Below are 12,706 nucleotides of genomic sequence, written 5' to 3'. Positions count from 1 at the left end.
GGAGTTAAGTATATTTTAGTAGTTTATGCTTCAAAAACGGGGAATATAGAGCGTTTTATTGCAAAGACAGGACTTAGCGATGTTTTTCGCATAGTTACAGGTGATGAGATTGTAAATAGGCCTTATGTATTGCTTACTTATACATTTGCTTTTGGAAAAGTTCCGCCTGAGGTAGAGAAATTTTTAAAGCATAATTTTGAACTTATGGTTGGAGTTGCTGGGAGTGGAAATAGGAATTGGGGTGATTCATTTTGCAATGCTGTTAATTTGATAAAAAATGAATATAATGTTGAAGAAATATTAAAATTTGAGCTTTCAGGAACATCACATGATGTTGAGAATTTTATAGGAAGGATTGAGAATGAGACACTTAGAGTTAAATAATGAAATGATGGTTTTAAAAGATGGGTTTTACAGATTAGAAAAAGATCTTGAGGCTTTGAGTGTTTTTTTAGAAGAGGTCAAGAGTAAGTCTTTAAAATTTAGTGATCCAAATGAAAGAATGCATTATTTAATTGATAATAATTTATATGAGGATTTTTATAAAAACTATTCTGAAGAGCAAATACGTAAGATATATAAGCATGTTTTAGGTGAGAATTTCAAATTTAAGTCTTATATGAGTGCTTCAAAGTTTTATAAAGATTATGCACTTAAGATGCATGATGGGGAGACTTATCTTGAATCTTATGAGGATCGAATAATTGCAGTTAGTCTGTTTCTTGCTGATGGATGTTTTGATTTTGCTTTAAAGCTTGCTTTAGAGATGATAAAACAGAGATATCAGCCTGCAACTCCTACATTTTTAAATGCTGGGAAAAGGATAAGAGGTGAGCTTGTATCATGTTTTCTCTTAGAAGTGGGAGATTCCCTTAATAGTATTACCTTTAATATCTCATCTGCCATGCAGCTTTCAAAGATTGGTGGAGGAGTGGCTTTAAATCTTTCAAATGTTAGGGCTAGGGGTGAGGAGATACGAGGAATTTGTAATATTGCAAAAGGTATTATTCCCGTTATGAAGCTTTTAGAAGATGGGTTTAATTATGCAGATCAGATGGGACAGCGAAAAGGTGCTGGTGCTGTATATTTAAATATTTTTCATTATGATATAGAAGATTTCTTAGATACTAAAAAGATTAATGCTGATGAGAAGAGTCGTGTTCAGACATTATCATTAGGGGTAATAATTCCAGATAAATTTTTTGATATTGCAAAACAAGGACAAAATTATTATGCTTTTGCTCCTTATTCGCTTTATAAGGCGACTGGTCGTTTGATGAATGAGATTGATTTTGATAAGGAATATGACTTGCTTGCAAGTAATCCTAATATTTTGAAAAAAGAGATTGGTGCTAGGGATATGTTGATTCGTATTGCTAAGCTGCAGTTTGAGTCCGGGTATCCTTATATAATGTATCAAACATCCTGTAATGTAAACAATCCACTAAAGGGTCTTGGGAAAATTAAGATGTCTAATCTTTGTACAGAAATTTTTCAAATCCAAACCCCATCAGTTATTGGTGATTATGGTGAGGGTGATACGATTGGGTATGATATCTGTTGTATCTTAGGTTCGCTAAATCTTGTGAATGTAGTTAATAGTGAACTTGAGTATACTATTGATATTGCCATGAGGGCATTAACATCTGTTGTTGATAAGACTTATATTAAAAATGCTCCAAGCATAAGCAAAGCAAATAAAGATTATCGTTCTGTTGGTCTTGGGGTTATGAATTTACATGGATTTTTAATTAAAAACAAGATCCCTTATGAGAGTGCTGAGGCTTTAGATTTTATTCGTACTTTTTTTATGTTATTAAATTTTTATTCTCTAAAGAGTAGTATGAATATTGCAAAAACTAGGGGTAAGGCCTTTAAAGACTTTGAAAAAAGTGAATATTATAATGGCAATTACTTTGATATGTACTTTAATGAAGATTTCTCTCCCAGAACAGAAGTTGTAAAGCAGATATTTAGTGGCATAAATATTCCTTTAAAAAGTGATTGGGAGCATCTTAAGCTTGATGTTCAAAAATATGGACTTTATCATTCTTATCGCCTAGCTGTAGCGCCAACTCAGAGTATATCTTATATTCAAAATTCAACAACATCTCTTATGCCTATTGTTGAACCTGTTGAGGCTAGGGTTTATGGTAATTCTACAACGTATTATCCAATGCCTTATCTTAGCAAAGAGAATGCTTTACTTTTTAAATCAGCATATTATATGGACATGAGAAAATTGATTGATCTTGTAAGTGAGGCTCAGCGACATGTTGATCAGGGGATTAGTACATTGCTTTATGTTACAAATGAGACTAGTACTAGAGAACTTGTAAAACTTTACATTTATGCTAAAAATAAAGGACTTAAAAGCTTATATTATACACGAAATAAAAACCTTTCAGTAGATGAGTGTATTCTTTGTGCCATATAGTTTGAAATTTAGGAGAATTTTTAATGGATAAAAATAGAGAAGCTATAAATTGGAATAGATTAAATAATGGTTATACCAAGATGTTTTGGGATCAAAATATAAGACAATTTTGGGTTGATGAAGAGATTCCAATCTCTGATGATAAATTGGTATGGAATGCCTTGGATATCGAGGAGAGGGATGTTTATGAAAAAGTTTTAGGTGGGCTTACATTATTAGATACAGAACAAGGTTCTGTTGGTATGCCACGTATAGCTTTGGCAATAGACAACCTTGATTATAAGCCAGTTCTTGGGTTTATGGGCGCCATGGAGCATATGCATGCTAAGAGTTATAGTAGCATATTCTCAAGTCTGTCAAATATAGATAGAATAGATCATATATTTGGTTGGGTAAAGACTTATAGCAATTTCCAAGATAAGTTAGATTTGATCTTAGGTAAGTATAATAACATACATGATAGGATGAGTTTATATAAGGCTTTGTGTACTTCTGTGTTTCTTGAAACGTTTTTGTTTTATTCTGGATTTTTTTATCCTCTTTACTTAGCAGGTCAAGGTAAGATGATTAATAGTGGTGAGATTATCAATTTAATATTGCGTGATGAATCTGTGCATGGAGTGTTTGTTGGTCTTTTGGCACAAGAAGAGTTTAATAAGATGACTGATAAAGAACAAGTATTGGCTTACAAGGAGGTTAAATTGATTTTAGAGAGACTTTATGATTTGGAGAGAGAGTATACTAAAGATTTGTATTCAGCTATTGGTCTTGATATTGCTGTTGATGTTTTTGTAAGGTATAATGCTGATAAGGCATTAATGAATTTGGGTTTTGATGCTGCATTTAACATTCAAGATATAGATGTTAATCCTTTAGTGTTAAATGGCCTTAGAACTAATACTAAGACACATGATTTTTTCTCTACTAAAGGTAATGGCTATATAAAGCCTATGAGAGTTGAGCCTTTGCAGGATGATGATTTTGCGTAAACTTATATCATTTTTATTATTTTCATTATTTTTTTCTATTTTATTACTTTTACTTGTGCATTTTATTTGTGGTCCTGAGTGTGTTAAATTTATTTTAAGTTTTGTTGTGGATTTCATAAAGGCCTTTTTAAGTGTGATTGTTAATATTTTACAGGCCCTTTTAAGTTTGATTATGAATTTGATTCATGGCATTTTAAGTTTAATTATTAATTTTATTCAAGGTGTTTTAGGAGTTATTGTGAATTTCATTCAAGGAGTTTTGAGTTTAATTATTAATTTTATTCAAGGTGTTTTAGGCTTTGTTGTTAATTTTATTCAAGGTGTTTTAGGCTTTGTTGTTAATTTAGTTCAAGGCTTTTATGGTTTTATTGTTAATTTGTTTTTATGTTTTTTTAAAGATTGTTTGTAGTTTTAACCCTTCTTTTAAAATTTTTTGTGAATTTTTTAATTTAATTTGATTTTTAGTTTGATTAACTTGATTTCAAACAATTTTTCAAATGATTTGATCTTGGGTAGTACTTAATTTCACACTTTTGCCCTGGAAGCTTTTTTAGCCCATTATTCCCCCTTTTTTAAAAAGATTAAAGAAGTATAATAATTTATATTATTTTTAATATTATTTTTAAATTAAACTGTTTCATAAATGGAATTTTATTATATAATAATAAGTATCAAGATATATTGTGTACTTTACATCTAGTGGGAGTAGTGCGTTGTGTGAATTTTCAAAGAGGAGTGTTTTGTGAAAAAAATATGGGTGGTGCTTAGTGTGTTTGTTATAGCACTCATTCTAGCCATATTGTCTTGTGAGCCTACAAGTATGTCCCAGGCAGATATTGCTGCAAGAAATAAAGCTTATGGTGAGCTTAAAGAGATAGTAAAGACATATAGAGATGATTTTAATAATAAAGTTGCTAATTTTAAAAAAGATAATCCTGAATTTAATATTCCTTTTGATAGATTTGGGCCAGTCTTTGAGCGTATGGAGGCTAAGGTTAGTGTTTATGCTTCAGTGGGGTATGATCTTAGAGCCATAGAAAGATTGGAAGGGATTTTTAAAAATTTGGATTTAAAAGCTGATTATACAATTGGGGATACAAAGGTCGTTTATGATATATTGTATCTTTTAAAAGAAATTACAGAACCAATTGATGAAATCCTTAATGTGTATTTAAGTGATACACATTTAAGTGAAATTGGAACCAGCAAAGATGCAGGTACTATTTCTATAATTACTTTTAATTTAAAGAGAGCGAAGACTAGCGAGAGAGATTTAGTTTTGCAAATGATGGATCGAATATTAGCAATAGATTTAACTAGTAGTAAGCAAGTGGTTTTACAAAAATTAAAAGAAATTATTGATGATGGACTGCTTAATGCAGGCGTGCGTTTCGTAAGAGAAATAGCTAGGAGGATTTCAAAGATAGTTAAATAATGTTTAAGTAAGAATAGGGTTTGATCCCTGGTGTTTTATTTCGTCCTTTTAAACACGTTAGATATGTTTTAAAGTACTTTGTCCTTTACTTTGTTATTCTCCTTTAGTTTATATATACCTAAAAGTATGCTAATAATTTGTGTCTTTTAGGTATTTTTTTAAACAATATTTTTACATGGAAATATTGTAAAAATATTACTTGATTGTATATTATTTAACATCAAAATATATTTATATTTTTTTTAAATAATTATTTATTTTGATGAGGAGACAAATATATGAAAAAATTTAATTTTGTATTTTGCATGTTGGTATTATTTGTAGTGTCTTGTGAGTCAAGTTCATATTCACAGTTTGGCTTTGTGCCTCAATTTTCAAGTACAGGTCTTTCAGAGCGGATTGCTTTGTACCAAGCAAGCGATGGCTCTGAATCAAAAGAGGCACTTTTTAATAGCTTAAAGGTGATATTACGGGGATATAAAGATAGCTTTGCAAATGCAAAAATTAAATTTAAAAACGTTAATCATAAATTAAAGATTCCTTCCGAGCAATTACAGAAGTATTTAAATGAGTATCCAAATAGGTATGGAGATGAACGGATGAAAGAGTATTTAAATAAATATGTATCAAGGCCTTATAAAATTCAGGAAGATTATGTTTATGCTGGTATTAATTATGATGAATCAGTGATTGAAAGATTAAATGTGATTATGGACAAGTTAAATGTCAATTCTCTTTCTAATGATAGTGAAAATGTTGTTTTTGGTTTGCTAAGTAATTTGTGTAATAGTGTGATGTTGCTTGAAAGTATTATAGATAAGGCTTTAAGTAATGACAATTTTGCCCAAACAAAACAAAAAAGTGAAATTGGTCAGCTTTGTTGGCTTATAGATGATTTTTTAAAATCAAGAGATCGTTTTGTATTAAATCTTAGAGATAAGCTATTGTCAATGAATGTACTTGCTGGGAGTCAATTTATTATGAGTGAGCTTAAGCGTTTCTTTAGCAAAGACGGTGAGCTTACAGCTATGGTTAAGCATCTATTAGATAAGGCATATATATTGCAAGATTTAATGAAGTAAGAAATCTTGCGATCTTGAGAATTGCTAGATATGTATTTATCTAGTATTATTTGTATTGTGTGATACTTATTGGTATGCATTTGTTTAAAAGAGGAGAATAAATTTATAAAAATAATTTTTATTGTTTGTTTATTACTAGGCATGATTTCTTGTGAATTAGAAAAGAACAAGCAAATCATGCATTCAACAGAAGCTGAGGATAGGTCAAGATATGTGGCAAGAGATATGGCTTATACTAAGTTATCAGATAAAATAAGTGAATATAGAATGTTATTGGTTAATTCAGAAATGGATTTTAAGAGAGCCGATTATCAATTTAATATTCCTTTTTTTAAAATATCACCTGTTTTAGATGATATCACTGGTGGTGCACAAGATAGTGTTTATGCAAGTCTTGGGTATAATTTAGATGTTATTAAGAAATTAGAGATGTTTTTTAGTAAATTAGATCTACAAGATCCCCCTGCTGCTAATGAGGATACTGCTGTTGCTATGAAGCTATTAGTTTTTCTAAAAGAGATTACAGATTTAGTTAAAGTAACCTTAAATAAGCATTTAAGTGAAGAACGTTTAGCTGAAGCTGTAGCAAATAATGGTAGGGGTGTTATCCTCAAGATCGATTCTCTTGTAGATAAGATTATGAATATGAGAGACAATTTAATTGTAAAGATTATAGAAGAGATAGAAAGAGTGAATATAAAAAGAGAGGAGGAGCAAAATATATTGGATAAATTGAGTAATATATTTGCTAATAATGATGAGATAAAACGTTTGGTTGAGTGTATAAAGAACTTAGCAGATCAAATTGAATCATTAACTTTGAGTCAATAACTTAAGTTATTAACTTAAGCAGTTTGCTTAAGCGGTCTTATATTGAAATACTATTAAATTTAGTTATGATAAGATATGCTTAAGCAATATTTTTAAGTTTAAATTTTGATCATATTTAATAGAGATATTTAATTAAATCTATTACAAATAGTTGCAATTTATATTGGTTTTAAATTAGTATAGATATACAAAAGAATATGACTATATTTTAGTACTGAGTATAATAATTTAATTTTTTAAATTACTTAAATTAAATGTAAAACATAGTAACAAATGCATTATTCACTTTAGATTAACTTATTGATTTTATATAGTACGTGAATTTTTAATTAAAGGAGGGTGTATGAAAAAGTTTAATATAGTATTTTTTTTGTTTGGTATATTTCTGAGTTTATTTGTTATAACTTGTAAGCCATCAGCAACGCATCAGACAACAACAGAGCGAACAAGCAAACCAAAAGTCAAGGGAGAAGTAGTAGGTTCATTAGTAGGTTTGCTTGATAAAGCTACTCCACCAGGGGAAGTAACAGGCAAAGGGGATAATGTAGTACCAGCGGGTGAACAGGTTAATGTTGATACATTATGTCCAGGAGAAGTTTTAGCGCCATTTCCATCACCACTACCAGAAAGTGAGCTAGAAGAGAGGGATAAAGCTTACAAGCAATTTTCAAACAATGTAGCACGCTACACAGAGCAGCTTGCAAATGAAACTAAAAAATTTGAATCTTTAATTAGTCAAGGTAAAGTTCAAATAATTACAGGAAGTGGTGATGGAGGTTCTGATCAGAAGGAATTGTTAAAGACTCATTTTCATAAAGTATCTACAGAATTTATTAACCCAGCTTTAGTGCAAAATATTCGTGCGTCTTTGGGATATGATATTCAAGCTATTCGCAGGTTAGAAGAGATAATTGATTCATTGCGCTTAGATGAGATATCTGTAGGAGGTGATCAAGCTTCTAAGAAAGTGATTAGGGATCAATTATTGGATTTAAGTTATAATTTATTGTTTTTATTGAGTCAAATTACGCTTTCAGCTGTTAGGTTAACCGGTGAATATTTGCATGAGTCACGCTTAGCTAAGCTTGCAAGAAGTAAGTTTACGCAGAAACTTGTTGAGCTTAATAATCATCTAAATGAGTTTATTCAAGTCAGGGAGCAATTTATAGAAAAAATTAAAAAATTAATATTGGATGTCAAGATAGGTGATGTACAAAACATGTTGACTCTTTTAAAAAACATTACAGATGAAAAAAGTGATATTGTAGCGGCAGCTAACTTTACAGAAAGGAAGGCTACTATAATTCGATGTGCAGTTGATAATTTACGGAGGGTTGTTGATCTTTAATTATCTTTAGTATTTTGTATCTCTTGATTTTATATTACAGTTAATTTGAGCAGAATCAATATTTAAGTTATACATATTGATTTTGTTATTTGCCTTGTATATTGATTTTGGGGAGCGCTTTAAAAAAAGTGTTCAAGTTATAATACTTATTATTATATAATAAGTATTATGTAATATAATATATTAAGTTGTATTTAATGATTGATAGGGTATGGTCATTGTGCTATGGCTTAAATCATTTTAGTATCTTAAGTATTAATGGTATGGAATTGATGTATGGTGCTTAATATTAAAACAGGGGGTTTTTGAAAAAAGTTAGTTTTTTTCTATATTGTTTGTGTTATGTGTGGTTGGTTTTAAGCAATCAGTCAAAATTTAAAGGAGAGTATGCCTTAAAAGTAGTGTTTAAAAGTATTGCTTAAAGGTATTACTTGAGAAGATTATTTAAAGTTTATGTTCATATTCTTATATAATGGGTATCCTTATATGATTTTGATTGTTGCTATTTAAAGCCTTAAGGTGAGGTTTTATAACTTTTAAAGTAGAATGTAAATTTTACTAAGGTTATATAAGTAGTTAAATAAGCCACATTTAGGAATATTTGAGCTTTCTTAAAACAACTTAAAACCATTGATTATATATTTATGTTTTGCAGGTTGTGCAATAGGTTAATCTATTTATGGATCAATATTCTGTGTATAAGTATTCTAATAGATTGATTGTAGGTGGTATGTAATTTAAGATATGTTTATTTTTTCTAATCATATTACTTGTAAGTAATATTTGTTTTATTTGAGCATATAAAGGATATAATGCAGATTTTTTGGGGAATTTAGGTGTTTATATTTTTGAGCACATAAAAGTATTTTATTAAAAAGATTTATTCAAATGGTTAAGGTAAATATTAATATTTATTTATTTTTGATTATCAATATAAAATTACTTTTCTTAATAAATAGGATTGCAATATATCATTATGAATGTTTAGGCTGTGTATTGGTTATATAGCGATAATTAATAGAATTAATTTTAAAAATAGGAGAATTTATGAAACATTTTGGTGTAATTTTATTATTCATATTATTTGTTGTATTTATAGTATTTTATTGGAAGCAAGATTCAAAATATGGTGCAGACCTTCAAGAAAATTTAGCACTCTCAGACGCGCAAGTAGTTTTACCAGAGGAAGCTGAGCTTGCAGGAGACGAGCTAGTTGGAGATACTAACTTGATGCCACAAGGTGATGGATATGAAATTGCTGAGGAAGATTTATCAGTTTCACTGCAAACTAAACAAGAAGCTTATGATAAGCTTGACCTTAGAGTTAAAGAGCTAAAGAGTAAATTTTTAGAAGCAAGTTTTGAGTTTATTCAAGGTAAGCATCAGTTTAGTTTTCCTTATTTTGAACGCTTTGCCAAATTTGATGGTGAGGATAAAAAAGACATAGTCTACGCCTCATTAGGGTATGATGTTAATGTTATTAAAACATTAGAAACGATGATAAATAAGGTAGACCCAAATGTTCCCTCTTATTTGAGTGGGTTAGATAAGGGTATTGCCTCTAATTTATTGGACATTTTATATAATGTTACGTATTACGTTAGAGAAGTCGCTTTGAATAATCATTTAAATTTTTTTAATCTAGATAAAATTAAAAATAATGATGCAATAACGGTTGAGAATATTGTTGCTATTAATGTTTATCTAGAAACGTTAATTAAGCTAAGAGAGAACTTGATATTGAAATTGAAGCAACATATCTCATTAGCAGGATCAAAATCTGATAGAGGAGCTATGGAAGTTGAATTGAGAAAAATTCTTGACTTAAAAGGGGATATTAGACTTACACTTGGGAAGATAATGGTCATGACAAAGTCGATTGAAGATTTGATTAATGTGCAATTTAGTAATGTACAATCAGAGTCAAAGTAGATGAGATTTGTGGTCTTTAAGTAATGGTTCTTGATGAATTGTTCTTTGTATTAAGTTTTACTTGAGTATTTGGCAATCACTAATGTATGGGTAAATGTTGATTATCTTAATTATTATGTGTGTGACTTAGATATGATTTAGTGCATATTGTGAGATGCCTGGCTTGAGATAAAAAAGAGGGATGGCTTTAAATGAAGAAATGAAAAAATATGTAACTATTAGATGTAAGGGAAATTAGGACGGCTCAGTTTGAATTTAGACAAGGTCAGTATCATTTTAAGTACCTTTTATTGGTAGGTTTTCTGACAAGTTGGTAGATTGGCATTACCATAACGTGGTTTATGATTGTGTGGGTTATCGTGTTAGCTCTTACTTACAAAACTTGAAGTTATTATGAGATGCATAAGCCTTACAATAGATCCTAAGTTGTCTACAGCTCTAGAATATGTTGTTGGCTAAATTGTTACCTAGAGAGATTTAGAAAAACCAGGTCTTAAGAAGAGCTTACTGGGATTTATGATGCTTTTAAAGAATTGTCTAATTTAAGGCTCCATATGATGTCTTTCATTAAGAAAGCTATAGAATCAGCAAAGCCATTATCTTTGATAGTAGGGCACTTATGGCAAATGAGCTTAAGAAAGTTACTGGTGATGAGAGTAAAATTCAAAATTTAAAGGAAAAGATTGGAAAGATAGGAGTTGCAATTAAATATTAGGCTAACTTAGGATTGTATCAGTAATAAATATAGGTAGTATGTGTGTTTCTGTCTTTTATTTTGACATGTAAATTTTTGAATTCCTTATGATAACAGAATAGTTTTTTTAAATCGAAGATTTTTAAATTGATACTTGGTAAGCCGATATTGTTATTGGCTTATCTTTGTTATTTTAATTAGAGCATTTTTTGAAAGTGATATAAAAAAGATAATAAAATTGAGTATGATATTATATTTAGTTTATAATTATTTTTAGTCCTAAATTATTTGCGGTAGTGTTTAATGATGACCGTAATTTTATAAAAAGGTCTGCAAAAAGGAGGAGAGTTTATGAAAAGAATTAGTTTGGTATTATGCATAAGTAGTATCTTGATTTTGCTTTTAGTGATGTTTATTTCTTGTGGATTAGGGTGTGAGCCATTATTGAGCTCAAGAGCACAAAAAGCTTATAATGTGCTTAAAAGTAAAGTTGATCGTTACAGGGACGGACTTGCAGTTGAGCTTTATTCAGCTAATATAATGAGTAATGTAATATTTAAGGATAACTCTTATCCATCAGCACTATTGAGATTTGAAGAAGAGAATACCAGGCGTGTTTTTGCTACTACGCTGGGGCATGATTCTGGAGTTATTAGAAGACTTACTGAGATAATGAATACATTGTCTTTAAAAGGGGATCATGCTGAAGATCTTGATATTGCTATTGGCTTTTTCAAGCAATTAACCACTGTTACAGATTTAGCAATTAGGTTGTTACATAGGCATTTAAGTCAGATAAATTTGGCTAGACTAAGGAACAGTCTTATGCTTGAATTAGATTTTGTAAATATTATTAATAGCATCGTTCTATATCTAGATAGATTTATGAAAGCAAGGGTTGATATAATCTCTAAGATTAAAAGTCTTATAAAAACAGCAGCAGCTAAAAGAGGTGATAAGCGTGCTATGATCAATGATTTAAAGGCTCTTAGTAGTGTGGAAGGAGAAATTTCAAAATTAATTTTAGATAAGCTTGTAGATAATGCATTTAAAATTGAGCATAGACTATCAATCACATTTAAGTGGGATAATTAATTTTTTGTAATTTGTTTTAATCTAATGTTTAGAAGACGATTATCTTTTTAAGATTAAAGTAAAAATAATCATTATATTATATAATATTTACATTCTAAATATATGGTATGTATGTGTAAAAGGAGAAATATATGGCCAGAGATCAAGTTTTTGATGAGCTTCAAAAAATATTAGTCGAGTTCAGAGAAGAGCTTGAAGATGAGCGTGCTGCATTTATTTCCAAAGAGGCTCAATTAAATATTAATTTTAAGGGTGTATTAGAAAATCTTGTTTATTATCACTCAGATCGGGACAAAATTTATACAATGTTGGGGTATGATGTTGAAATTATTGGTAAATTGGGCATGATATTTGATAAGTTAAACTTCAGGCATGTAAGTGATAGGGATACAAGGGTTGTTACCAATTTGTTAAATGCTTTAATGCGCATTGCGTATTCGATTCAAACACTCTTTAGCGAAGTTTTAAATGAAACGAAATTGGAAATGCTTAAACTTAGAGATGATTTTGACTTTGAGAGAGTTATTCAGCATTTAGTTAACTTTATAGAAACTGTAAAAGATTTGATGATGCGAGTTAAAGCTGCTATAGTATCGGCTGCAGCAAAGACAAATGAAGATGATATATTAAAAGAGTTAAATAAAGTGATTTCAAGACCAGATGCAAAGCTTAATAAAGGAATGCGAACCATTCATCATCTTTTATTTGATATCATGGAGTTAGTTGATCTTTTGTAATAAGTTGCAGTAGAGCATTTTTTATTTAATATCTAAGTTAGAGTTTCGTGTTTATGTTTTTTAAATTAAAGGTTTATTATTATTAATAATAAAATTATGTATTAGATTTTTTATTAGATGTGTATT

The 12,706-nt window shown here is 29.6% G+C and carries 11 protein-coding genes; all 11 read left to right on the top strand.

Annotation, left to right across the window (positions count from 1 at the left end):
- The first annotated feature begins 12 nt into the window (after positions 1–12).
- Entirely contained in the window at positions 13–384 is a 372-nt protein-coding gene (nrdI, locus tag bcCo53_RS05845) for a class Ib ribonucleoside-diphosphate reductase assembly flavoprotein NrdI (protein WP_025408475.1), read from the top strand.
- Positions 362–2,437 (top strand): class 1b ribonucleoside-diphosphate reductase subunit alpha, encoded by a 2,076-nt coding sequence (nrdE, locus tag bcCo53_RS05840; protein WP_025408476.1) that lies wholly within the window; start codon positions 362–364, stop codon positions 2,435–2,437. Before nrdI ends, nrdE begins: the two co-directional genes overlap by 23 nt.
- A gap of 23 nt (positions 2,438–2,460) precedes the next feature.
- Complete coding sequence (nrdF, locus tag bcCo53_RS05835) at positions 2,461–3,426, top strand: class 1b ribonucleoside-diphosphate reductase subunit beta (RefSeq protein WP_025408477.1); 966 nt, start codon at positions 2,461–2,463, stop codon at positions 3,424–3,426.
- Positions 3,419–3,835: a phage tail protein gene (locus bcCo53_RS05830; protein ID WP_155806407.1), complete on the top strand. Its 417-nt coding sequence runs from the start codon at positions 3,419–3,421 to the stop codon at positions 3,833–3,835. The genes nrdF and bcCo53_RS05830 overlap by 8 nt, the downstream gene beginning before the upstream one ends.
- Before the next feature lie 333 nt (positions 3,836–4,168).
- Positions 4,169–4,861 (top strand): hypothetical protein, encoded by a 693-nt coding sequence (locus bcCo53_RS05825; RefSeq protein ID WP_025408479.1) that lies wholly within the window; start codon positions 4,169–4,171, stop codon positions 4,859–4,861.
- Between the two features lie 278 nt (positions 4,862–5,139).
- On the top strand, positions 5,140–5,943 hold the full coding sequence (locus bcCo53_RS05820; RefSeq protein ID WP_025408480.1) for a hypothetical protein: 804 nt from the start codon (positions 5,140–5,142) through the stop codon (positions 5,941–5,943).
- A gap of 177 nt (positions 5,944–6,120) precedes the next feature.
- A complete protein-coding gene (locus bcCo53_RS05815; RefSeq protein ID WP_246938419.1) occupies positions 6,121–6,774 on the top strand; it encodes a hypothetical protein in 654 nt (217 codons plus the stop codon).
- Positions 6,775–7,117: 343 nt separating this feature from the next.
- The gene (locus tag bcCo53_RS05810) at positions 7,118–8,122 is read left to right on the top strand and encodes a hypothetical protein (protein ID WP_025408482.1); all 1,005 of its coding nucleotides are present in this window, start codon (positions 7,118–7,120) and stop codon (positions 8,120–8,122) included.
- Between the two features lie 1,047 nt (positions 8,123–9,169).
- Positions 9,170–10,054 (top strand): hypothetical protein, encoded by an 885-nt coding sequence (locus tag bcCo53_RS05805; RefSeq protein ID WP_025408483.1) that lies wholly within the window; start codon positions 9,170–9,172, stop codon positions 10,052–10,054.
- 1,045 nt (positions 10,055–11,099) lie between these two features.
- On the top strand, positions 11,100–11,843 hold the full coding sequence (locus bcCo53_RS05800; protein WP_025408484.1) for a hypothetical protein: 744 nt from the start codon (positions 11,100–11,102) through the stop codon (positions 11,841–11,843).
- A gap of 131 nt (positions 11,844–11,974) precedes the next feature.
- Positions 11,975–12,580, top strand: a complete 606-nt coding sequence (locus bcCo53_RS05795) for a hypothetical protein (protein WP_025408485.1) — start codon at positions 11,975–11,977, stop codon at positions 12,578–12,580.
- The last annotated feature ends 126 nt before the right edge of the window (positions 12,581–12,706 follow it).

The sequence above is a fragment of the Borrelia coriaceae genome, from assembly GCF_023035295.1.
Classification (GTDB): Bacteria; Spirochaetota; Spirochaetia; order Borreliales; family Borreliaceae; genus Borrelia; species Borrelia coriaceae.
This window is presented reverse-complemented; position numbering and strand designations above follow the sequence as displayed.